Here is a 21,589-nt window from a genome sequence, read left to right on the forward strand (position 1 = left end):
GGCCTCTTCGCGGCAAACCCGCCCCACACTGCGTACCCCTCCAGGCATGCGCAGTAGCTGTGGGAGCGGGGCTTGCCCGCGATGAGGCCAGCCCTGGCAACCCTAAACTCTCCAGCTATCGTTAATGTTTCCTTAATAGCCAACTTGCAGACTAATCATCGGATTTCTCGATAATCCAAAGCAATTTTTTAAGCTTTTATTCGATACGTTACGCGCTAGTCTGTGCACAGCTTTCACGGGGAATCACGTCATCATGCAACTGCGCAATTCACCTTCTCGCTATGGCGTGGTCAGCATCGTCCTGCACTGGGGCGTTGCACTGGCAGTCTTCGGCCTGTTCGGCCTGGGCCTGTGGATGGTCGATCTCGGCTACTACGATCCTTGGCGCAAGGCCGGTCCCGATCTGCACAAGAGTATCGGCCTGGTGCTGCTGGCGGTCATGTTGCTGCGGGTGGTCTGGCGCTTCATCAGCCCACCTCCTCCGGCACCGGCCAACCATGGGGCGTTCACCCGCGTGGCGGCCAAACTGGGCCACCTGGCGCTTTACCTGGGCCTGTTCGCGGTGATGATCGCCGGTTACCTGATCTCTACTGCCGACGGTGTCGGCATTCCGGTCTTCGGCCTGTTCGAAGTACCGGCGCTGATCAGCGACCTGCCCGACCAGGCAGACCTGGCTGGCGTGATTCATCTGTGGCTGGCCTGGGGCCTGGTGATCTTCGCCGTGCTGCACGCCCTGGCCGCCTTGAAACACCATTTCATCGACCGTGACGCGACCCTGACCCGCATGCTGGGCCGCAAAGCTTGACACTCAACCTCAATTGCATAGGAAGGAAGTAAGGATGTTGAAAAAGACTTTTGCCGCTCTGGCGCTGGGTACTGCTCTGTTCGCCGCCGGCCAGGCAATGGCTGCCGAGTACAAGATCGACAAGGAAGGCCAGCACGCGTTCGTTGATTTCAAGATCAGCCACCTGGGCTACAGCTTCATCACCGGCACCTTCAAGGACTGGGATGGCAACTTCAGCTGGGACCCGGCCAAGCCTGAAGCCAGCAAGATCGACGTCACCCTCAAGACGGTAAGCGTGGACACCAACCACGCCGAGCGTGACAAGCACATCAAGAGCAAGGACTTCCTTGACGTAGCCAAGTACCCAACCGCGACGTTCAAGTCGACCAAGGTAACTCCGACCGGCAAGAACGCCGAAGGCCAGCTGACTGCCGATGTCGCCGGTGACCTGACCCTGACTGGCGTCACCAAGCCGGTTGTGATCAAGGCTACCTTCATTGGCGAGGGCAAGGACCCATGGGGCGGCTACCGTGCCGGCTTCGAGGGCAAGCTGGACATCAACCGCAAGGAATTCGCGCCGAAGTCGATGGACCTCGGTCCGCTGTCCGAGAAAGTTGAGCTGTACTTCGTGTTCGAAGGTGTTCAGCAGAAGTGATGCTGTTGCCCGAGCAATAAAAAACGCCGCCCATTGGGCGGCGTTTTTTATTGCCTGATGCGCGGCTCAGCCCTTGCGAGTGAGCAGTGCAGGGCGCTCACCGCGCGGGCGGCTCGGCAGGTCATCCAGCTGTTCCGGCGTCGGGTAACGATCGAGCTTGGATTCCTTGCGGATGATTACCGGCTGGTGTTGTTCGCGGCTGCTGCGTACTGCCGGCTCCTGGCGCGAGGCATCGTCACGGCCGGCCGAACGGTTACGGCCACCACCATTGTTGTCACGACGGGCGCCGCCACCGTTGTTGTTGCGTGGGCGCTTGTCGCCGCTGGCGCTGCGCTGCTGGCCACCTGCATTGCGGCCCTGGCCTTGACCACCACCGTTGCTGCTGCGCTGGCCGCCGCCTTGGCTTTGGCCCTGGCCTGCACCACCCGGACGGCGGTTGCGGCCTTGGCCTTTGCCGTTCTGGTATGGGCTGACGTAGTCGGCGCGGTTACCAAAGTTGTCGATATCGTCGTCCAGGAATTCTTCCGGGTCACGATCAGCCGGTGCTTTCGGCACGCTGCTGCTGGCTTGTTGCTGCTGACGCGGCTTCTTGTCACGCGGTTTGCGTTGTTGCTGCTTGTCGCCGGACTTTTCCTTGTCGGCCGGTTTGTCCGCCGCCTGCTGCTTGGCCTTGCCTTTGTCCTTGCCCTTGTCCTTGCGACCGCCGTTGGCGTCTTTGCCGCCTTCGCCACGGGCCTGCTGCTGGTTGCGGCCGCCGCGGCCGCTGTTCTGCTGGCGCTCGCGTACTTCAGGCTTTTCGGCTTCTACCTGGCTGGCATCGAAGCCCATGAGGTCGCCATCCGGGATCTTCTGCTTGGTGACCCGCTCGATGCTCTTGAGCAGCTTTTCTTCATCCGGCGCGACCATGGAGATGGCTTCGCCCGAGCGCCCGGCGCGGCCGGTACGGCCGATGCGGTGCACGTAGTCTTCCTCGACGTTCGGCAGTTCGAAGTTGACCACGTGGGGCAGCTGGTCGATGTCCAGGCCACGGGCGGCGATGTCGGTGGCTACCAGCACGCGCACGCTGTTGGCCTTGAAGTCGGCCAGGGCCTTGGTGCGGGCGTTCTGGCTTTTGTTGCCGTGAATCGCGGCGGCGGTCAGGCCGTGCTTTTCCAGGTACTCGGCCAGGCGGTTGGCGCCGTGCTTGGTGCGGGTGAACACCAGAACCTGTTCCCAGGCACCCAGTGTGATCAAGTGCGCCAGCAGGGCGCGCTTGTGGCTGGCGGGCAGGCGGTAGACGCGCTGCTCGATACGTTCGACGGTAGTGTTCGGCGGGGTGACCTCGATGCGCTCCGGGTTGTGCAGGAGCTTGTCGGCCAGGTCGGTGATGTCCTTGGAGAAGGTCGCCGAGAACAGCAGGTTCTGGCGCTTGGCCGGCAGGCGGGCGAGGACCTTCTTGACGTCGTGGATGAAGCCCATGTCGAGCATGCGGTCGGCTTCATCGAGGACCAGGATTTCCACGTGGGCCAGGTCTACCTTGCCTTGGCCGGCCAGGTCGAGCAGGCGCCCCGGGCAAGCGACGAGCACGTCGACACCCTTGGCAATGGCCTGGATCTGCGGGTTCATGCCGACGCCGCCGAAGATGCAGGCGCTGACCAGTGGCAGGTCACGGGCGTACACCTTGAAGCTGTCGTGTACCTGGGCGGCGAGTTCACGGGTCGGGGTCAGGACCAGTACGCGCGGCTGGCGCGGGCCATGACGCTGGGATTTGTCGGGGTGGCCGGCCGGGAACAGGCGCTCGAGGATCGGCAAGGCGAAGCCGCCGGTTTTACCAGTACCAGTCTGAGCGGCAACCATCAGGTCGCGGCCCTGCAACACGGCGGGAATGGCCCGCTGTTGCACCGGGGTCGGCTGGGTGTAGCCCGCTGCCTCGATAGCGCGGACAAGAGCCTCGGAGAGACCGAGGGAAGCAAAGGACATGGGCAATCCTGTTCTCGTGTGGGCTGGGCCCGTTGGGATATTCTGCCTGGCGCGACGGGCATCGAAGGGATGCGATCGCGTCCGGTCCAGCTGGGCTTTCACTGCACATCCGGGAAGCGGAGGGTGGACGCCAAGGGGCGTCAATGCCGATCGGGATGCCTGTTGCGAGGCCGAGCGTCCGGGCGTGAGCCGGGCGGGAAGGCCCGAGTATAACAGAGCTAACGCAGTGTGCTGCTTTCCTGCTGCTCAACGGCGCCGGCAAGATCGCCCGTGTCGCCGATGTAGTGTTCGATAATCGCCTCGAATGCCGGTTCCTGCTTGAAGCGGCGCAGCGCTTCGGTAAACGCCAGGGCCAGTTGTTCGCGCCCGGGTTTGCGTGCCAGGCCCAGGAATTGCGCCTGACGGCTGATGACCAGAGGCAGCTCTTCGACCTGCTGTTCAAGGCCAAGCTGTTTGCGCAGGTAACGCCCGACCAGACGGTCGGTGACCAGCAGATCGACGCGCCCGCGTATGAGCTTGCCAAAATTGGCTTCGTGGCTCGGCGCGGTTTCGCGGCGGAAATCCTCGGATTCATTGAACGCCTTGTCGTAGGCGTAGCCCGGCGACGTGCCTATGGTCAGGCCGGCAAGATCGCTCAGTTGGTGAATGGCATGGCGCCGGTTGCTTGCCTGATACAGCACGAACTCGACATCGGACATGGGTTCTGCCGGATAGACCATGTAGGTCTTGCGCGACTCGACCTGAAAAGTGTCCATCACCCCGTCAGCCAGGCCGTGCTCGACCAGGGCCAGGCAGCGCTTCCACGGCAGGAACTGCCAATCCACTTCGACACCCAGGCGGCGAAATACCTCGGTGGTGACTTCGTAGTCGATTCCTTTGGCCCGGCCACCATCGCGATAGACATAGGGCGCCCAGTCGTCACTGACCAGGCGCAGCCGCTCGCCCAGCGCCATCGGGCTCAGGCAGGTGAGCAACAGGATGCACAGCAATTGAGCAATGTGGGGCATGGCGCGAGATTACGCGCTCACAGGGGGGCAAGGCCAGTGAAGATCAACGCCCCCCTGTGCCGGCCATCATTGATGGGAAGAGCGCAGCAGGTGCGCTTCGATATCCTTGCGCCGGCCACCCAGTGACAGGCGCAGGCTCGGGTGGCGCAGGCACTGACGCAATTGCTCGGGTTCGATGCGCCCGTAGCGTTCGTTGAGGTTCTCCAGCGCCTTGTCCCACCAGGCCGTTGCGCAAGCGCGATCGAACTCGTTGGAGTACGGGTAGCAGCCATAAAGCAGTTCACGCACGAACTGGCGCTCGCGGCTGGGCATGGTCAGGCTCAAGGCCTTGTAACCCAGGCGCTGCAAGGTAGGTGGTCGTGGCAGTTGGTCGTTGACCAATGCCACATCGGCAAGCGCCGCCGCCCCCAGTGGGTTATCGCCGTGTTTGCGCAACCAGGCCTGGATCTTGGCGCGGAACTGGGCCTTGCGGCTCCAGTAGTGGTGAATGACGTCGGTGCATTCGGCCAGCTCCATCTTGCGGTAAGCGGCCACTGCCAGGCAGAACTCTTCGAGTGTGTAGGCGGTGCGGGCCAACGGATAGAACTCGTCCATCATGGCAATGGAGCGGTCCAGGACATCGCTGTCCTCGGCACACAGGCCAATCACGCCCGAGTTGACCAGTGGCATCTGGCGGTCGGCCAGGCCGCGAGACTCGAGAATGCTGAGCAGGTTCGTGTACAGCAGGCACTTCTGATTCTCGCCATAACGCGCGCCAATGGCGTTGCACAGCATAGTGCCGGGCTTGACCCGCTGGAACAGTTGCAGCGGTGACTTGCGGAAGAAGGTATCGGTGTCGATCAGTACGGCCTGAGGATGTTGCTGCAGCACTTGGCGCATCAGCACATGCTTGCTGCGAAAGTGATAGCCGTGGGGTTGGTTCCAGGCCTTGCGGGTTGCCTCGTCGAGCAGATGAACGGTCACCGGCAGATTGCCGTAAGGCTCGGCATTGTCGGTATAGACCTGGATATCGATGGCCGGTTTGGCGATGTCGCCCAGGCGGGCCAGCGCGCTGACGATGCTGAAGCAGGCTTCCTGGTGGTAGGTCGCCGGGCCAAACGCCAGATACACGAGCTGAGGACGTGATGGCAGGAAATGTTGCATTGCAGTCGAGACCTGTCAGAGCCAGAAAGTAATCAAGGCCCTAGTCTACGACTAAAGCCTCAATCGTTTCTGAATCCGATGATGCCAAAAAGTTTCAGCGTGGCAGCTTCAGATTGTTCCAGATCGCCAGGCTCGCCTCGGCCTGGTTGAGGGTGTAGAAGTGCAGGCCCGGTGCGCCGCCTTGCAGCAATTGCTCGCACATGCGGGTGATGACTTCCTCGCCAAAGGCCTGGATGCTCGCCGTGTCGTCGGCGTAGGCTTCCAGTTGCTTGCGGATCCAGCGCGGGATCTCGGCGCCGCAGGCATCGGAGAAACGCGCCAGTTTGCTGTAGTTGGTGATCGGCATGATGCCGGGCACCACTGGAATGTCCACGCCCAGTTTCTGCGCGCGCTCGACGAAGTAGAAGTAGCTGTCGGCGTTGAAGAAGTACTGGGTGATGGCGCTGTCGGCACCGGCCTTGACCTTGTGCACGAAGTTGGCCAGGTCGATTTCGAAGTTGCGCGCCTGCGGGTGCATTTCCGGGTAGGCGGCTACTTCCAGGTGGAAGTGGTCGCCGGTTTCCTGGCGGATGAACTCGACCAGGTCGCTGGCATAACGCAGTTCACCACTGGCCATGCCCATGCCCGACGGCAGGTCGCCACGCAGGGCGACGATGCGCTTGATGCCTGCGGCCTTGTACTCGGCCAGCAGGGCGCGCAGCTCATCCTTGGTGTCGCCGACGCACGACAGGTGCGGTGCGGCCGGGACCTTCACTTCGCTTTCCAGCTGCAGCACGGTGTTCAGCGTGCGATCGCGGGTGGAGCCACCGGCACCATAGGTGCAGGAGAAGAAGTCCGGGTTGTACGCGGCCAGCTGGCGGGCAACGCCCATCAGTTTTTCATGGCCGGCGTCGGTCTTGGTTGGGAAGAACTCGAAACTGTAACGGCGATCTTGGGACATCAGGCGTTCCTCGAGCAGCAAACCTCAAGCAGCAAGCTGCAAGTAAAAGCCAGATCGGTGATGGCCGATCTGGCTTGGGCATCGTTCAGGTTTCGGCGTTGGAGCTGGTCGCTCCAAGCCCGCCGCTTAGTAGCGGTAGGCGTGCGGCTTGAACGGGCCTTCGACGGTCACGCCGATGTACTCGGCCTGTTGCGGGGTCAGCTGGGTGACCACGCCACCGAAGCCGCGGACCATTTCCAGGGCCACTTCTTCGTCGAGTTTCTTCGGCAGCACTTCCACGGTCAGGCGTTCGGCTTTCTTGGCGGCTGGCAGTTCGGCGAACTTCTGCTCGAACAGGAAGATCTGCGCCAGCACCTGGTTGGCGAACGAACCGTCCATGATGCGGCTTGGGTGGCCAGTGGCGTTGCCCAGGTTCACCAGGCGGCCTTCGGCCAGCAGGATCAGGTAGTCGTCGTTCTGCGGGTCGAAGGTGCCCGCGCCGGTGCGGTGGATCTTGTGAACCTGTGGCTTGACCTCTTCCCATGCCCAGTTCTTGCGCATGAAGGCAGTGTCGATTTCGTTGTCGAAGTGGCCGATGTTGCAGACCACGGCACGCTTCTTCAGGGCCTTGAGCATGTTGGCGTCGCAGACGTTGACGTTACCGGTGGTGGTGACGATCAGGTCGATACGGCCCAGCAGGTCGCTGTTGATGCCGGCTTCGGTACCGGTGTTGATGCCGTCCTTGAACGGCGAAACGACTTCGAAGCCGTCCATGCAGGCCTGCATGGCGCAGATCGGATCGACTTCGGTGACCTTGACGATCATGCCTTCCTGGCGCAGCGACTGGGCCGAGCCCTTGCCCACGTCACCGTAGCCGATCACCAGGGCTTGCTTGCCCGACAGCAGGTGGTCGGTGCCACGCTTGATGGCATCGTTCAGGCTGTGACGGCAGCCGTACTTGTTGTCGTTCTTGCTCTTGGTGACCGAGTCGTTGACGTTGATCGCCGGGACTTTCAGCTCGCCCTTGGCCAGCATGTCCAGCAGGCGGTGCACGCCAGTGGTGGTTTCTTCGGTCACGCCGTGGATTTTTTCCAGCATGGCCGGGTATTTCTTGTGCAGGATCTCGGTCAGGTCACCACCGTCGTCCAGCACCATGTTGGCGTCCCAAGGCTGGCCATCTTTCAGGATGGTCTGCTCGATGCACCACTCGTATTCCTGCTCGGTTTCACCTTTCCAGGCGAACACCGGGATGCCGGCGGCGGCGATGGCGGCAGCGGCCTGGTCCTGGGTGGAGAAGATGTTGCACGACGACCAGCGGACTTCGGCGCCCAGGGCGACCAGGGTCTCGATCAGCACGGCAGTCTGGATGGTCATGTGGATGCAGCCGATGATCTTCGCGCCCTTGAGCGGTTGCTCGGCTTGGTACTTGCGGCGCAGGCCCATCAGTGCGGGCATTTCCGATTCGGCGATGATGACTTCCTTGCGGCCCCAGTCGGCCAGGGAAATGTCGGCGACCTTGAAGTCGGAAAAACCAGCAGGCGTGTTTACAGCGCTCATGAGAGCCTCCATTCGTAGTGTGCGAATGGGCGCCGTTGTGCGTTGAGCGTCCGCTTCAGCGGACAACGCCCCAACCGAGCCTGACAGGCCGAGCCTGCTGCAGCGCCCCTCGGATGGGTGGCGGGATGGCCGCCACTGCGGGCAGCCATGTGAATCGGCAGCGATTATAGCCGTGGCTGTGTGACACACCCAAGGCTTTCTGTCGATTTATCGCGACGATAGTCGATGTTCAATGGAGCACTGGCGGCCGCTCTGCCATCATTACTCCACGTTAGCCAAGCAGGTCAGGAGTACAGATGAACTTTCACACCCGCAAATGGGTAAAACCCGAAGACCTCAACCCCAACGGCACGCTGTTCGGCGGCAGCCTGCTGCGCTGGATCGACGAAGAAGCGGCGATCTACGCGATTGTCCAGCTGGGCAACCAGCGCGTGGTGACCAAGTACATGTCGGAGATCAACTTCGTCAGTGCCTCGCGCCAGGGCGATATCATCGAGCTGGGCATCACTGCCACCGAGTTTGGCCGTACCTCGATCACCCTCAAGTGCGAAGTGCGTAACAAAATCACCCGCAAGGCCATCCTGACCGTGGACAAGATGGTCTTCGTCAATCTCGGCGATGATGGCTTGCCGGCGCCACACGGGCGTACCGAGATCAAGTACATCCAGGACCAGTTCCCGGACTCTGCGGTGGAATAAGGATTCCGGGGCCGCCAGGCGGCCCCGGCATTCTCAAGGCTGGGCGCTGACCTTGCGCACCACCCGGCCGATGCTCAAGCCCTGCACCAGGATCGACGACAACACCACGATGTAGGTGATCGACAACAGCAGGTCACGTTCCTCGCCCAATGGCAGCGACAGCGCCAGGGCCACCGATACCCCACCGCGCAAGCCACCCCAGGTCAGTACCCGTACGGTGCCTTTTGGCACGGGCCGCCAGCGCCGCAACAGCACGATCGCCGGTGCCACCGTCAGCAGGCGCGACAGCAGTACCGCCAGTGCCAGCACGCCGCCCGCCGCCAGGTGCAGCCAGTTGAACGGCAGCAGCAACAACTCCAGACCGATCAAGGCGAACAGCAGGGCATTGAGCATGTCGTCGATCAGTTCCCAGAAGCCGTCCATGTAGCGGCGGGTCATGTCGTTCATCGCCAGGTTGCGCCCCAGGTTGCCGATGATCAGCCCGGCGACCACCATGGCGATCGGAGCCGAAACGTGCAGCTCGTAGCACATTGCCGAACCCCCGATCACCAGTGCCAGGGTCAGCATGACTTCGACCTGGTACTGCTCGACGCTCTTGATCATGCGGTAGGTGGCATAGCCGATGATGCCGCCGAACAGCACGCCGCCGATGGCTTCGCGGGCGAACAGGATGGCGGTGTCGGAGACGCTTGGCGTTTCACCCAGCTGGATGATGCCCAGCAGTACGGTGAACACCACGACCGCAGTACCGTCGTTGAACAACGATTCGCCGACGATGGTGGTTTTCAAGGGTTTGGAGGCATTGGCGGTACGCAGCGCGCCCAGCACGGCGATCGGGTCGGTCGGGGAGATCAGTGCGCCGAACAGCAGGCAATAGATCAGCGGCACCTGCCAGCCGAACAGGGCGAACACCCAGTGCGACAGGTAGCCGATCACCACGGTGGCGATCAGTACGCCCAAGGTGGCCAGCAGGCCGATCGGCCAACGGTAGCTGCGCAGGTCGCTGAGGTTGACGTGCAGTGCGCCGGCGAACAGCAGGAACGCCAGCATCCAGTGCATCAGCAGGTCGTTGAAATCGATCTGGTTCATCAGACCTTCGACGCGTTCTTCCAGGCCAGGGAAGCCGATCAGGCTCAGGCCCTGCAGCATCAGGGAGAACAGCAGCGCCGTGACCATCACGCCGATGGCGGGCGGCAGGCCGATGAAACGGTAATTGACATAGGTGAGGAGGGTGGTAAGGCAGATAAACGCGGCAACTAATTCAAGCATCCCGAATCCTGTGACAGTGGCTTCCAAGTCGTAACCCGAATGACTCGGGCAGTTCTTTGATGATCTGGCGAGGGGCTCGGGACACAGGATTTGACCAGAATTGCTGGAATCGTTCCGGTGCATGCCTTGATTGTTGTAGCGTCTGTGAGATCGAGCGCCGCCCACGCGGCGCATCGCGAGCTGCGCTCGCTCCTACGTTTGTATCGGGCCAGTAATGCCTGTGGCAGGCGCGCGCGACCGCTTTGTTGGTACGACGCGGTATCGAGTCATGCACCAAGGCGTTCGCGCGCAAATCCCACAGGATTAATTGGCCTGAAACAAACGTAGGAGCGAGCGCAGCTCGCGATGCGCCGCGCGGGCGGCGCTCGATCTCACAGGCGCTGAATCTCCATCGGCGTGCACATCACAGGCAACCCGCACCCCAACGCTATATATTCATCCCTCAAAAACGTCACAAGGACCCAAAGGCGTGCTGGCAACTTCCCTGGTTTTGGTCGCCGCCCTGCTACACGCGACCTGGAACACCCTGATCAAATTCAGCGGCGAACGCCTGTTGGTGATTGCCAGCATGGATCTGGTCGCGCTGGTGTTCGCCGTGTTCGCCGTGGCCTTCAGCGAGTTCCCACCCGCCGAGATCTGGCCTTGGCTGCTGGCTTCGGCGCTGGCCGAGCAGTTGTACCGGTTCCTGCTGATCCAGGCCTACCGGGTTGGTGACCTGGGGCTGGTCTATCCTCTGATGCGCGGGCTGTCGCCGCTGGTGGTGCTGGGGCTGACCCTGGCGTTTGCCGGTGAGTCGCTCAGCCAGCAGCAGATCATCGGTATCCTGCTGATCCCGTGTGGCATGGCCTCTCTGCTGTGGCAGGGCGGTGGCGGTGACCGGTTGCCCTGGTCGATGTTGCCGGTGGTTGCGCTGATCGGCCTGTGTATCGGTTGCTATACCTGGTTCGACGGCCAGGCGGTGCGGTTGTGGGGTAAACCCTGGGACTACCTGGTGTGGTTGACGCTGCTCAGTGCCTGGCCATTCCCGTTGCTGGCCAGCGTGGCGCGGCGGGCGCCGTTCGTGCTGTTCTGGCGCACACAGTGGCGCTTGGGGCTGGCGGTGGGCTTTTGCGTGCTGTTCAGCTATGCGCTGGTGCTGTGGGCCATGCACCTGGGCTCGGTGGCCGAAGCGGCAGCCCTGCGCGAGTTGAGTGTGATCCTGGTGGTATTGCTGGGCATGCGCTACCTCAAAGAACCTTTTGGCGGGCCAAGACTCCTAGCTTGCGGGCTGGTCCTGGCGGGCATGCTGGTGATGAAGCTCTAACCCATTTTCGAACAAGGAGTCATGAGCATGACCGTTGCCCTCTGGTGCATCCTGATCGCGCTGCTGTTGAACCCGCTTTGTGCCTTGGTCGCCAAGGTCAGCAGTGGCCGCTTCGGCCTGAAGGACAATCATGATCCGCGCGCCTTCCTCGATACATTGTCGGGCCTGCCAAGGCGTGCCCATGCGGCGCAGCAGAACGGCTACGAAGCCTTCCCGGCGTTTGCCGCAGCGGTGCTGGTGGCGGATATCGTCGGCAACGCCGAGCAGGTGACCCAGGATGTGCTGGGGGTGATGTATATCACCAGCCGCCTGCTTTACATCATCTGCTACCTGGCGGACTGGGCAGCGCTGCGGTCGCTGGTGTGGTTTGCCGGGTTGGCGATCATCGTTTCGTTCTTCGTGGTTTCGGTCTGAAACCGCATCGCCTGCTTCGCGGCGGTTCGACGTCTCGATAAACCCGCTCCCACAGGGTCCCCACAGGTCTTGAGATCTGTGCAGCACCAGTGGGAGCGGGTTTACCCGCGAAGAATCCAGCGCCGATCAAGGCACTTTAGGTACTTCAGGCAGCGGCTTGCCCTTGGGCCAGAGCATCCAGATCTGCCCCTGCTGCTTCATGTTGCCCGCCAGCTCGCCAGCTTGCGGCCCGGTCCCCCAGAACAGGTCCGCACGCACTTCGCCCGCGATTGCCCCGCCGGTATCCTGAGCGCCCACCGGGCGTACCACCGGCGTGCCGTCGGGGCGCGTGGTCGACAGCCACAGCAAGCTGCCCAGCGGGATCACCTTGCGGTCGATGGCCACGCTGTAGCCCGCTGTCAGCGGCACGTTCAGCGAGCCGCGTGGCCCCTCGTTGCTGTCCGGGCGGGCACTGAAGAACACGTAGCTGGGGTTGCTGGCCAGCAGTTCCGGCACGCGCTGCGGGTTGGCCATGGCCCAGGCGTGGATGCTGCCCATGGTCACGTCTTCTTTCTTCAACTGGCCTTGCTCCACCAGCCAGCGGCCGATTGGCCGGTAGGGGTGACCGTTCTGATCGGCATAGCCCAGCCGCAGCTGGCGGCCATCCTCCAACTGGACCCGGCCTGAGCCCTGGATCTGCAGAAACTGCAGGTCCATCGGATCGGTCAGCCAGGCCAGCACGGGCGCCTTGACCCCATCGCGGCTGATCACCTCGGCGGTATCGTAGGGTTTGAGCACGCGTCCATCGAGGCGGCCGCGCAGGCGCTTGCCCTTGAGTTCGGGGTATACGCTGGCCAGGTCGACCACGATCATGTCATCGGGTACGCCATATACCGGCACGTGCGCTGCTTCGGTGCGCTTCAGGCTGCCGGGGTAGACCGGTTCGTAGTAGCCGGTGATCAGGCCGTTGGCGTTGTTGTCGGCGGAACGCAAGCCATACACCTGCAGGTTCTGTTCGAGGAACGTGCGCACCTGTGTAGCGCTCGCCGTGTCGCTGCCGGCCGCTTCGCAGGTGGCGGCCCACACCGGGTCGCGTTTGAGTTTTTCGCAGCCGCTGCGCCAGGCATAGAAGCCAGCCAGCAGGTCTTCATCGCTGACCGCAGGCAGGTCTTTCCAGGTGGCCGGGGCATAGGTGGCGATGGCGTGAGGCTCGGGCTTGGCGTTTTCGCCGCCGTTGCAGCCGGCCAGCAGGGCGAGTGCCGGGAGTGTCCAGGCCAGATGGCGCAGGGCAGATTTCATCAGTGGGTACCTGTGGCTGGCGAACATGAAGATTCGCCCTTGTGTTTTATGTGGCTATTGGTCTTTGCCTGACTGGCGGCGATACTGGCCGCCCCTTTGCCTTGGCTGAAGTGACCGTGATGTTCAAGCGATTGACCGTAGTACTGCTTGCTGCCCTTGCCCTGACGGCCTGTGACCGGGTCGACCCCAACTCGCCACTGGGCAAGCGCAAGGCCATTTTCAAGGACATGCTCAAGACCAGCGAAGACATGGGTGGCATGTTGCGTGGTCGGTTGCCTTTCGACGGGGTGAAGTTCGCCGCTGGAGCATTGAAGCTCGATGGCCTGGCTCACGCGCCGTGGCAGCATTTTCCTCAGGTGCGGGATGAGGGTGACAGCAGCGCGCGAGCGGAGGTGTGGGAGCGGCAGGCGCGTTTCCATGATCTTGCCCGGCAACTCGAGGGCGTGACGGGTGAGCTGGTTCACGTGACGCGTACCCAGCCGTTGGACGCGGCGCAGTTGAAGGCACCGATGGACAAGGTCGAGGCGGCTTGCAAGGCGTGCCATACCGAATTCCGCAATCATTGATCGCCTGCGTCAACAGGCGATCAGGCAGGATCAGCGGTCCAGGTCGTCCACGGCTTCCTGCAGTTCCTTGCGCGATTCGGCAAGCTTGTCCTTGCGCTTGATGATTTTTTCCGCGTCGCCTTTTTTCTCGGCCTTCTTCAGGTCCTTCTCGCGCTGCGCCACCTCGTGACGCGCATCGAGCACTTTCTGCTCGCGCTCTTTGCGCAGGCCGGCATCGGTGCAGTTTTCAACGCCGCGCAGTGCTTCCTCGAGCCCTGCCACCTGATCGCTGTTGCCGTGGTCACGGGCGATTTTCAGCTGATTCTCGATGGCGCTGCGCTTGGCCGCGCAACCAGTCAGGCCCTCTTCGGGCTGGGCAGCTTGGGCAACGCCAGCCGCGAGACCAAGCGTGGTCAGCAGTGCCAGAGTGGAAATCAATTTCATCAAAGCCTCCTTGAGGGGGCGGGGCAGCAAAAGATGGGGCAAATCCTGCCTTGCTTTTGACGATTTAGGAACCCTTGTTGGATATTTCTGGAACAATCTCGGCGTTTGCCTACAGCTGATTTTGTTAAAACTCATTGCCTTTCACGGGCGGCTGCGGCCTGAAACCCTTGAATGCCGTTTGCACTCAGCTGTCGTGCCAGCTCCTGCACATGCTCCGCTGCAAAAAAAGCCTGTAGCTGGCTGGCGCGGGTTGCGCCGATACCGGGCAAGGCCTGCCATTGCGCAGCCGAGCGGCTGGCGAGGCTTACCCAGTCGCCGTCGAGTGGCAGGTCACGCGGTATCGGCGCGCCGAGGCCGCTGATCCACCGGGCGAACGGCCGGGTGCGGCCAGCCTCGAAGCTTCGTTGCAGGCGCCTGGCGCGGGTGCCGTTGATGCCAGGTAGCTGGGCCAGTCGCTCGGCGTCCAGCGCCAGCCAGTCTGCCAGCGACGTTACCTGCCCGCTTTGCACCAGTCGTCGCCATGTACCGGGCCCGGTGCCCGGCATGGCCAGGCCTTGTTTGCCGCTGAGCCAGGTGAGACGGGCGATGAACTGTTCTTCGCAGCCTTCGCTAGCCTGCCAGCATGTCAAAGCGCTGTATTGACCTGGCGCAGGCACTGTTACGCTATCGCGTTCGGTGGCGCGCAGCACCACTTGCTCGAAGCGCGGTATGGTCAGCCCTGCCAGGCTGATGGCCACCTGGTCACCGGGACGAATATCGAGTGCCTGCCAGCGAGCCAGGGAGCCCAGACTCACCTGGCCAACACGGCGGTCGTCGAGTTGCACCGGCAGCAGCTTCAGGATGGGCGTGATACGGCCCGTGCGGCCGATGCGAAAGTGCACGTCACGTACCTCGGCCAGCGCCTGGGTGAAGGGGTACTTCCAGGCCGCGATCCAGTAGGGTGCATTGCTCTGCCAGCGTTCGGCTGGCGGCCGTGCATTCTGGCGCAGGATCACCCCGTCCGTGGCGAAGGGCAGGGCGGTGCGATACCAGTGCATGCGCCAGTGTGCAGCCTCGACAGCACTGTTGATGGCCACGCTGTAACGCTGGCTGTCGGGGAAGCCCAGGGCAGCCAGCCGAGCCATGCGCTCGCCTTGATCAGTCGGCCCTTGCGGCCAGTCCCAGACGAATAGCGCAATCTCCGCGCCTTGTTCACGCCCCAGTTGCTTGCGCGCCAACAGCCCCGCGACAGTGGAGCGGGCGTTGACACTGCCGGCTTGTGCCTGCACATGGTCACCCAGGCGCATGTACAGCTCCCCTTGCAGAATCAGGTCCAGTGGGCTGGGCAGGTGTCGGTTGACGTTTTCGAGAACCGCGATATGTCGGCTCCAGTCATGCCCCTGGGTGCCATCACCACGGCTGAGCAGCTGGACCAGCCGGCCTTGACGATAGACCAGAGTCACGGCGACGCCATCAACCTTCGGTTGCAGCCAGACACCTGTCTTGCCGGCCATCCAACGGCTCACGGCCTGTTCGTCCGGCAACTTGTCGACGCCGGTGTGGCGGACCGGGTGGGCAATCGGCCCGCGTGCGCTGGCCAGCGAATCCAGCTCGCCCTCCAGTGCGAAGCACCTTTGCAGGTGCAGCAAGCGCTGTCTGCTCTGGTCATAGACCTCGTCGGGCACCAGCGACTTGCCCAGGCGATGGTAGTGGTCATCCCATTGCAGGACGGTCGCGCGCAGGCTGGTGACTTCTGCGTGCGCCCGCTCGGCCGACCAGACCGGGCAACCGTCGGCTTGTGCGTTGAACGATAGAAAGAGCAGGAACAGGAGCAGTAACGGCATGGCCAGCATCCTTGCTTGGCGGAGGGAAAGCCTCAGCCTAGGCAACAGCAGTGAGCGTCGCGTCGCGCAGTTGTCAGCCGATATGTCAAAAAAAAGCCCCTGCCGATTACTCGGCAGGGGCTTTCATTTACCGCTGCAGGAAAACTTACAGGCCGGCAGCGTCACGCAGCGACTGGGCACGGTCGGTGCGTTCCCAGGTGAAGGTGGTGAAGGTGTCGTCGCCGACAGTCTTCTGCTGCGGTTCGCGGCCGAAGTGACCGTAGGCAGCGGTTTCCTGGTACATCGGGTGCAGCAGGTCGAGCATCTTGGTGATGGCGTACGGACGCAGGTCGAAGCACTCGCGCACCAGCTGGATGATCTTGTCGTCGGAAACCTTGCCGGTGCCGAAGGTGTTGATCGAGATGGAGGTCGGCTGGGCCACGCCGATGGCGTAGGACACCTGGATCTCGCAACGCTCGGCCAGGCCGGCGGCAACGATGTTCTTGGCCACGTAGCGGCCGGCGTAGGCGGCGGAGCGGTCGACCTTGGATGGGTCCTTGCCGGAGAACGCGCCACCACCGTGACGGGCCATGCCGCCGTAGGAGTCGACGATGATCTTGCGGCCGGTCAGGCCACAGTCGCCCACCGGGCCACCGATGATGAAGTTGCCGGTCGGGTTGATGTGGTACTGGGTGCCTTTGTGCAGCAGCTCGGCTGGCAGGGTGTGCTTGACGATCAGCTCCATCACGGCTTCCTGCAGGTCTTTTTGCGACACTTCAGGGTTGTGCTGGGTCGACAGAACCACCGCGTCGATACCGACTACCTTGCCGTTTTCGTAGCGGCAGGTGACCTGCGACTTGGCGTCCGGGCGCAGCCAAGGCAGCAGGCCGGACTTGCGCGCTTCGGCCTGGCGCTCGACCAGACGGTGCGAGAAGCAGATCGGCGCTGGCATCAGCACGTCGGTTTCGTTGCTGGCGTAGCCGAACATCAGGCCCTGGTCACCCGCACCCTGGTCTTCCGGCTTGGAGCGGTCGACGCCTTGGGCGATGTCCACCGACTGTTTGCCGATGATGTTCATCACGGCGCAGGTGGCGCCGTCGAAGCCGACGTCGGAGCTGTTGTAGCCGATGTCGATGATGACCTTGCGCACCAGCTCTTCCAGGTCGACCCAGGCGGAGGTGGTGACTTCGCCGGCGATGATGGCGACACCGGTCTTGACCAGGGTTTCGCACGCAACGCGGGCGTATTTGTCCTGGGCGATGATGGCATCAAGGACCGCGTCCGAAATCTGGTCGGCGATCTTGTCCGGATGCCCTTCGGACACGGACTCGGAGGTGAAAAGGGAGTATTCGCTCATCTCGACGGGTTCCTAAAATTTACCGATGGTGAGTGTCGCCAGCCGTCCGCTGAAAATGGCGGACCTGTATCTGGAAACCGTTACGCAAGCCCACATAGAGGCTGTCCCCTGGGGCCAGCCCGGCTGCTGTGGCCCAACGGGCCAGGTCGTCCTGCTCGAAGCCGAGCCAGAGGTCGCCGCAGGCTTCCCGCGCCCACCCCTGGTCATGGCTGCACAGTTCGGTGACCAGCAGGCTGCCGCCCGCTTTCACCCGTTTGGCCAGCTGGCGCAGGGCCAGGGCCGGGTCGCTGAAATGGTGCAGGACCATGTTCAGCACAACGCAGTCGGCTTCCACATCCGTTGCACCCAGTGCATCGGCCAACTGCAGGTTTACATTACTCAAGCGTTCGCGTTCGCAGACCTGGCGTGCCAGCTCGAGCATGGTCGGGCTGTTGTCCAGGGCTGTGACCTGAGCGAAGCGCCGTGCCAGGTCTGGCAGGAAGCCGCCATCACCGGGGCCGACTTCCAGCGCGCTGGCGGCCGGCGCGAAGTTCAGTTTGTCGAGCAGCGCCAGCAGGCTCTCGCGGTATTGCGGCAAGCCGGCGATCAGGTCTTGCTGGGCGCGGAATTTTTCTTCCACGCGCAGGAAGAAGTCCTGGCTGGTGGCGGCGCGGCGTTGCTGCACCTGGGCGATGCGGACCTGGACATCCTCCGGCAAGGTCAGGTCGTCGACCTCATCGAGCAGGGCCATGTGCAGGCGCCCGCCGAAGCGTTGGCTGTCGGGCAGGGCGCGGCGGTAGAAGATCGCATTGCCTTCGCGCCGCGTGGCCACCAGCTCGGCCTGGGCCAGTACCTTGAGATGATGGCTCATGCCCGACTGGCCGACGTCGAAGATCTGCGCCAGCTCCAGTACGCCGAACGAATCACTGGCCAAGGCGCGCAACACGTTCAGGCGCAGCTCGTCGCCACTGGCTTTGCACAGGGCAGCCAGTGTGTCGCTTTGCTGAGGGATCGGTTGCGCACGGAGGTTCATGGGGCGGCAGTCTAGACAGGCAAGGCTGCCCTCGCAAGGTCAATATCAAAAAGTTTTGATATTGGCTGATGGGCGGGTGAGCCCGGGGGATTTTTCGCCGTAATGAAGGCCAATCACAGGAAAATCCCCCAACTGCGACCATCCGTCATTGCCCCCGGCCCCCGCAGTGGGCGAAAATGGCCGCCTTTTTTCGTAACACCACCTCTTTCAAGCCCCAGGAGATAAGCGATGCCCAGCCGTCGTGAACGTGCCAACGCCATTCGTGCCCTCAGCATGGATGCCGTGCAAAAGGCCAACAGCGGCCACCCAGGTGCCCCAATGGGCATGGCGGATATCGCCGAAGTGCTTTGGCGCGACTACATGAAGCACAACCCGAGCAACCCAAGCTTCGCCGACCGCGACCGCTTCGTGCTGTCCAACGGCCACGGCTCGATGCTCATCTATTCGCTGCTGCACTTGACTGGCTACGACGTCACCATCGATGACATCAAAGGCTTCCGCCAGCTGCACAGCCGCACCCCGGGCCACCCGGAATACGGCTACACCCCGGGCGTCGAGACCACCACCGGCCCGCTCGGCCAAGGCATCGCCAACGCCGTGGGCTTCGCCCTGGCCGAGAAAGTGCTGGCTGCCCAGTTCAACCGTGAAGGCCACACCATCGTCGACCACAACACCTACGTGTTCCTCGGCGACGGCTGCATGATGGAAGGCATCTCCCACGAAGTCGCCTCGCTGGCCGGCACCCTGGGCCTGAACAAGCTGATCGCCTTCTACGACGACAACGGCATCTCCATCGACGGCGAAGTGCACGGCTGGTTCACCGACAACACCCCGGCACGTTTCGAAGCCTACAACTGGCAGGTCATCCGCAACGTCAACGGCCACGATGCCGACGAAATCAAGATGGCCATCGACACCGCGCGCAAGAGCGACCGTCCGACCCTGATCTGCTGCAAGACCATCATCGGTTTCGGCTCGCCGAACAAGCAGGGCAAGGAAGACTGCCACGGCGCACCGCTGGGCAACGACGAAATCGCCCTGGCCCGCAAGGAACTGAACTGGAACCACGCTCCGTTCGAGATCCCGGCAGACATCTACGCCGAGTGGGATGCCAAAGAAGCCGGCGCCAAGGCCGAAGCCGACTGGAACCAGCGCTTCGACGCGTACGCCAAGGCTTACCCGGAGCTGGCTGCCGAGTTCAAGCGCCGTGCCAGCGGCGAGCTGCCGGCCGATTTCAGCGAGAAGGCCCAGGCCTACATCAACGAAGTGGCTGCCAAAGGCGAAACCATCGCCAGCCGCAAGGCCAGCCAGAACGCGCTGAACGCCTTCGGCCCGATGCTGCCTGAGTTCCTCGGCGGTTCGGCTGACCTGGCCGGCTCCAACCTGACCCTGTGGAAAGGTTGCAAGGGCGTCGAAGCCAACGATGCCAGCGGCAACTACGTGTTCTACGGCGTGCGTGAGTTCGGCATGACCGCGATCATGAACGGCGTCGCCCTGCACGGTGGCCTGGTACCTTACGGCGCGACCTTCCTGATGTTCATGGAATACGCCCGCAACGCCGTGCGCATGTCGGCGCTGATGAAGCAGCGCGTGATCCATGTCTACACCCACGACTCCATCGGTCTGGGCGAAGACGGCCCGACTCACCAGCCGATCGAGCAGCTGACCAGCCTGCGCAGCACGCCGAACCTGGATACCTGGCGCCCAGCCGACGCAGTCGAATCGGCCGTGTCCTGGAAAAACGCCCTGGAGCGCAAGGACGGCCCATCGGCGCTGATCTTCTCGCGCCAGAACCTGCAGCACCAGGAGCGTGATGCCCAGCAGATCGCCGACATCAGCCGCGGTGGCTACGTGCTCAAGGATTGCGCTGGCGAGCCTGAGCTGATCCTGATCGCCACAGGTTCCGAGGTGGGCCTGGCTGTTCAGGCGCAAGCCAAGCTGACCGAGCAGGGCCGCAAGGTGCGCGTGGTTTCCATGCCTTGCACCAGCGTGTTCGATGCCCAGGACGCCGCCTACAAGCAGTCGGTACTGCCAGTGGAAGTCGCTGCGCGCATCGCCATCGAAGCCGCCCACGCTGACTTCTGGTACAAGTACGTCGGTCTGGAAGGTCGTATCATCGGTATGACCACCTACGGTGAATCGGCGCCGGCCGCTGCACTGTTCGAGGAGTTCGGCTTCACCCTGGAAAACATCCTGGGCACCGCCGAAGAGCTGCTGGAAGACTGATGTAGAGATCTGCGGGCGATGTCGCCCCTGATTCGCGGGCGAGCCCGCTCCCACAGGGTCACATGCAACTCTGTGGGAGCGGGCTTGCCCGCGAAAGGGGGCACACCACATGCCGCAGGCTGGTGACTATAAAACTGTCTCGTGAGCACCGAATGCCCCACCCGCGTCCTTACAAAGTTGCACTCAACGGTTACGGCCGCATCGGCCGTTGTGTCCTGCGCGCACTGTTCGAGCGGGGGGCAAAGGCCGGTTTCGAGATCGTTGCACTGAACGACCTGGCCGATCAGGCCAGCATCGAATACCTGACTCGCTTCGACTCCACCCACGGGCGATTCCCCGGCGAGGTGAAGGTCGACGGCGACTGTCTGCACATCAATGGCGACTGCGTGAAAGTCATGCGCAGCGCCACCCCTGAAGGCATCGAATGGGCCGGCCTGGGGATCGACCTGGTGCTGGAGTGCTCCGGCGTCTACCACACCCGCGCCGATGGCCAGCGTTTCCTCGATGCCGGCGCGCCGCGCGTGCTGTTCTCGCAGCCCATGGCCAGCGAGGCCGATGTCGATGCCACCGTGGTCTATGGCATCAACCAGCATTGCCTGACCGGCAACGAACGCCTGGTGTCCAACGCCTCCTGCACCACCAACTGCGGTGTACCACTGCTGCGTGTGCTGGACCAGGCGTTTGGCATCGAGTACGTGCAGATCACCACCATTCACTCGGCGATGAACGACCAGCCGGTGATCGACGCCTATCACCACGAAGACCTGCGCCGCACGCGCTCGGCCTTCCAGTCGGTGATCCCGGTGTCCACTGGTCTGGCGCGAGGCATCGAGCGCCTGCTTCCGGAACTAGCCGGGCGAATCCAGGCCAAAGCGGTACGCGTGCCGACCGTCAACGTCTCGTGCCTGGACATCACCCTGCAGACCGCCCGCGACACCAGCGCGGCCGAGGTCAACCGTGTGTTGCGCGAGGCGGCGCAGAGCGGCCCGCTCAAAGGCCTGCTGGCTTATACCGAACTGCCTCACGCCAGCTGTGATTTCAACCATGACCCGCATTCGGCCATCGTCGATGCCAGCCAGACCCGCGTTTCAGGCCCACGCCTGGTGAACCTGCTGGCGTGGTTCGACAACGAATGGGGGTTCGCCAACCGTATGCTCGACGTCGCCGAACATTATCTGCACGTCGTCCACCCAACCCGCAGCAAACAGCCCTGAAGG

19 protein-coding genes and 1 riboswitch are annotated in these 21,589 nt (G+C 62.9%); of the genes, 8 read left to right on the forward strand and 11 right to left on the reverse strand.

Features of this window, described 5'->3' with window-relative positions:
- Positions 1 to 253 precede the first annotated feature (253 nt).
- Positions 254 to 805, forward strand: a complete 552-nt coding sequence (locus tag OCX61_RS02050) for a cytochrome b (protein ID WP_261942399.1) — start codon at positions 254 to 256, stop codon at positions 803 to 805.
- 34 nt (positions 806 to 839) lie between these two features.
- Positions 840 to 1,439: a YceI family protein gene (locus OCX61_RS02055; RefSeq protein ID WP_261942400.1), complete on the forward strand. Its 600-nt coding sequence runs from the start codon at positions 840 to 842 to the stop codon at positions 1,437 to 1,439.
- A 66-nt stretch (positions 1,440 to 1,505) separates the two neighbouring features.
- Here OCX61_RS02055 and rhlE2 read toward each other — a convergent pair whose 3' ends face one another.
- From rhlE2 to ahcY, 5 genes are all read right to left on the reverse strand, one after another.
- On the reverse strand, positions 1,506 to 3,398 hold the full coding sequence (rhlE2, locus tag OCX61_RS02060) for an RNA helicase RhlE2 (protein WP_261942401.1): 1,893 nt from the start codon (positions 3,396 to 3,398) through the stop codon (positions 1,506 to 1,508).
- Between the two features lie 218 nt (positions 3,399 to 3,616).
- Positions 3,617 to 4,405: a substrate-binding periplasmic protein gene (locus OCX61_RS02065; RefSeq protein WP_261942402.1), complete on the reverse strand. Its 789-nt coding sequence runs from the start codon at positions 4,403 to 4,405 to the stop codon at positions 3,617 to 3,619.
- A gap of 66 nt (positions 4,406 to 4,471) precedes the next feature.
- Complete coding sequence (locus OCX61_RS02070; RefSeq protein WP_261942403.1) at positions 4,472 to 5,548, reverse strand: hypothetical protein; 1,077 nt, start codon at positions 5,546 to 5,548, stop codon at positions 4,472 to 4,474.
- 94 nt (positions 5,549 to 5,642) lie between these two features.
- On the reverse strand, positions 5,643 to 6,488 hold the full coding sequence (gene metF / locus OCX61_RS02075) for a methylenetetrahydrofolate reductase [NAD(P)H] (RefSeq protein WP_261942404.1): 846 nt from the start codon (positions 6,486 to 6,488) through the stop codon (positions 5,643 to 5,645).
- Positions 6,489 to 6,614: 126 nt separating this feature from the next.
- The gene (gene ahcY, locus OCX61_RS02080) at positions 6,615 to 8,024 is read right to left on the reverse strand and encodes an adenosylhomocysteinase (protein ID WP_261942405.1); all 1,410 of its coding nucleotides are present in this window, start codon (positions 8,022 to 8,024) and stop codon (positions 6,615 to 6,617) included.
- Between the two features lie 20 nt (positions 8,025 to 8,044).
- A riboswitch (S-adenosyl-L-homocysteine riboswitch) is annotated at positions 8,045 to 8,141 on the reverse strand.
- Between the two features lie 179 nt (positions 8,142 to 8,320).
- Between ahcY and OCX61_RS02085 the strand changes: the two genes are divergently transcribed.
- A complete protein-coding gene (locus OCX61_RS02085; RefSeq protein WP_166885937.1) occupies positions 8,321 to 8,722 on the forward strand; it encodes an acyl-CoA thioesterase in 402 nt (133 codons plus the stop codon).
- A 33-nt stretch (positions 8,723 to 8,755) separates the two neighbouring features.
- Here OCX61_RS02085 and OCX61_RS02090 read toward each other — a convergent pair whose 3' ends face one another.
- Positions 8,756 to 9,991 (reverse strand): cation:proton antiporter, encoded by a 1,236-nt coding sequence (locus OCX61_RS02090; protein ID WP_261942406.1) that lies wholly within the window; start codon positions 9,989 to 9,991, stop codon positions 8,756 to 8,758.
- 469 nt (positions 9,992 to 10,460) lie between these two features.
- Between OCX61_RS02090 and OCX61_RS02095 the strand changes: the two genes are divergently transcribed.
- Positions 10,461 to 11,294, forward strand: coding sequence for an EamA family transporter (locus OCX61_RS02095; protein WP_261942407.1), 834 nt, complete (start codon positions 10,461 to 10,463; stop codon positions 11,292 to 11,294).
- Between the two features lie 27 nt (positions 11,295 to 11,321).
- Positions 11,322 to 11,708 (forward strand): MAPEG family protein, encoded by a 387-nt coding sequence (locus tag OCX61_RS02100; protein WP_261942408.1) that lies wholly within the window; start codon positions 11,322 to 11,324, stop codon positions 11,706 to 11,708.
- Positions 11,709 to 11,834: 126 nt separating this feature from the next.
- On the opposite strand, the gene mltA is transcribed toward OCX61_RS02100, so the two are convergent.
- A complete protein-coding gene (gene mltA, locus OCX61_RS02105) occupies positions 11,835 to 12,986 on the reverse strand; it encodes a murein transglycosylase A (protein ID WP_261942409.1) in 1,152 nt (383 codons plus the stop codon).
- A 119-nt stretch (positions 12,987 to 13,105) separates the two neighbouring features.
- On the opposite strand from mltA, the gene OCX61_RS02110 reads away from it, so the two are divergent.
- Complete coding sequence (locus OCX61_RS02110) at positions 13,106 to 13,552, forward strand: c-type cytochrome (RefSeq protein WP_261944259.1); 447 nt, start codon at positions 13,106 to 13,108, stop codon at positions 13,550 to 13,552.
- Positions 13,553 to 13,582: 30 nt separating this feature from the next.
- Here the strand turns inward: OCX61_RS02110 and OCX61_RS02115 are convergent, their stop codons facing one another.
- From OCX61_RS02115 to OCX61_RS02130, 4 genes are all read right to left on the reverse strand, one after another.
- Positions 13,583 to 13,975, reverse strand: a complete 393-nt coding sequence (locus tag OCX61_RS02115) for a DUF1090 domain-containing protein (protein ID WP_261942410.1) — start codon at positions 13,973 to 13,975, stop codon at positions 13,583 to 13,585.
- A gap of 131 nt (positions 13,976 to 14,106) precedes the next feature.
- The gene (gene ligB, locus OCX61_RS02120) at positions 14,107 to 15,798 is read right to left on the reverse strand and encodes an NAD-dependent DNA ligase LigB (protein ID WP_261942411.1); all 1,692 of its coding nucleotides are present in this window, start codon (positions 15,796 to 15,798) and stop codon (positions 14,107 to 14,109) included.
- A 145-nt stretch (positions 15,799 to 15,943) separates the two neighbouring features.
- Positions 15,944 to 17,134, reverse strand: a complete 1,191-nt coding sequence (metK, locus tag OCX61_RS02125; RefSeq protein ID WP_261942412.1) for a methionine adenosyltransferase — start codon at positions 17,132 to 17,134, stop codon at positions 15,944 to 15,946.
- A gap of 19 nt (positions 17,135 to 17,153) precedes the next feature.
- Positions 17,154 to 18,146, reverse strand: a complete 993-nt coding sequence (locus OCX61_RS02130) for an ArsR/SmtB family transcription factor (RefSeq protein WP_261942413.1) — start codon at positions 18,144 to 18,146, stop codon at positions 17,154 to 17,156.
- A gap of 228 nt (positions 18,147 to 18,374) precedes the next feature.
- Here OCX61_RS02130 and tkt point away from each other — a divergent pair, with 228 nt between their 5' ends.
- Together tkt and epd are read left to right on the forward strand one after the other, a co-directional pair.
- The gene (gene tkt / locus OCX61_RS02135; protein WP_261942414.1) at positions 18,375 to 20,372 is read left to right on the forward strand and encodes a transketolase; all 1,998 of its coding nucleotides are present in this window, start codon (positions 18,375 to 18,377) and stop codon (positions 20,370 to 20,372) included.
- A gap of 152 nt (positions 20,373 to 20,524) precedes the next feature.
- On the forward strand, positions 20,525 to 21,586 hold the full coding sequence (gene epd / locus OCX61_RS02140) for an erythrose-4-phosphate dehydrogenase (protein WP_261942415.1): 1,062 nt from the start codon (positions 20,525 to 20,527) through the stop codon (positions 21,584 to 21,586).
- Positions 21,587 to 21,589 lie beyond the last annotated feature (3 nt).

Origin of the sequence: Pseudomonas sp. LRP2-20, from assembly GCF_024349685.1 — a bacterium.
GTDB lineage: Bacteria > Pseudomonadota > Gammaproteobacteria > Pseudomonadales > Pseudomonadaceae > Aquipseudomonas.

Bases quoted from the DNA above. Each gene is read 5' to 3' on its own strand.
- OCX61_RS02050 (WP_261942399.1), top strand. From the start codon at position 254: ATGCAACTGCGCAATTCACCTTCTCGCTATGGCGTGGTCAGCATCGTC.
- OCX61_RS02055 (WP_261942400.1), top strand. From the start codon at position 840: ATGTTGAAAAAGACTTTTGCCGCTCTGGCGCTGGGTACTGCTCTGTTC.
- rhlE2 (WP_261942401.1), bottom strand. From the start codon at position 3,398: ATGTCCTTTGCTTCCCTCGGTCTCTCCGAGGCTCTTGTCCGCGCTATC.
- OCX61_RS02065 (WP_261942402.1), bottom strand. From the start codon at position 4,405: ATGCCCCACATTGCTCAATTGCTGTGCATCCTGTTGCTCACCTGCCTG.
- OCX61_RS02070 (WP_261942403.1), bottom strand. From the start codon at position 5,548: ATGCAACATTTCCTGCCATCACGTCCTCAGCTCGTGTATCTGGCGTTT.
- metF (WP_261942404.1), bottom strand. From the start codon at position 6,488: ATGTCCCAAGATCGCCGTTACAGTTTCGAGTTCTTCCCAACCAAGACC.
- ahcY (WP_261942405.1), bottom strand. From the start codon at position 8,024: ATGAGCGCTGTAAACACGCCTGCTGGTTTTTCCGACTTCAAGGTCGCC.
- OCX61_RS02085 (WP_166885937.1), top strand. From the start codon at position 8,321: ATGAACTTTCACACCCGCAAATGGGTAAAACCCGAAGACCTCAACCCC.
- OCX61_RS02090 (WP_261942406.1), bottom strand. From the start codon at position 9,991: ATGCTTGAATTAGTTGCCGCGTTTATCTGCCTTACCACCCTCCTCACC.
- OCX61_RS02100 (WP_261942408.1), top strand. From the start codon at position 11,322: ATGACCGTTGCCCTCTGGTGCATCCTGATCGCGCTGCTGTTGAACCCG.
- mltA (WP_261942409.1), bottom strand. From the start codon at position 12,986: ATGAAATCTGCCCTGCGCCATCTGGCCTGGACACTCCCGGCACTCGCC.
- OCX61_RS02110 (WP_261944259.1), top strand. From the start codon at position 13,106: ATGTTCAAGCGATTGACCGTAGTACTGCTTGCTGCCCTTGCCCTGACG.
- OCX61_RS02115 (WP_261942410.1), bottom strand. From the start codon at position 13,975: ATGAAATTGATTTCCACTCTGGCACTGCTGACCACGCTTGGTCTCGCG.
- ligB (WP_261942411.1), bottom strand. From the start codon at position 15,798: ATGCCGTTACTGCTCCTGTTCCTGCTCTTTCTATCGTTCAACGCACAA.
- metK (WP_261942412.1), bottom strand. From the start codon at position 17,134: ATGAGCGAATACTCCCTTTTCACCTCCGAGTCCGTGTCCGAAGGGCAT.
- OCX61_RS02130 (WP_261942413.1), bottom strand. From the start codon at position 18,146: ATGAACCTCCGTGCGCAACCGATCCCTCAGCAAAGCGACACACTGGCT.
- tkt (WP_261942414.1), top strand. From the start codon at position 18,375: ATGCCCAGCCGTCGTGAACGTGCCAACGCCATTCGTGCCCTCAGCATG.
- epd (WP_261942415.1), top strand. From the start codon at position 20,525: ATGCCCCACCCGCGTCCTTACAAAGTTGCACTCAACGGTTACGGCCGC.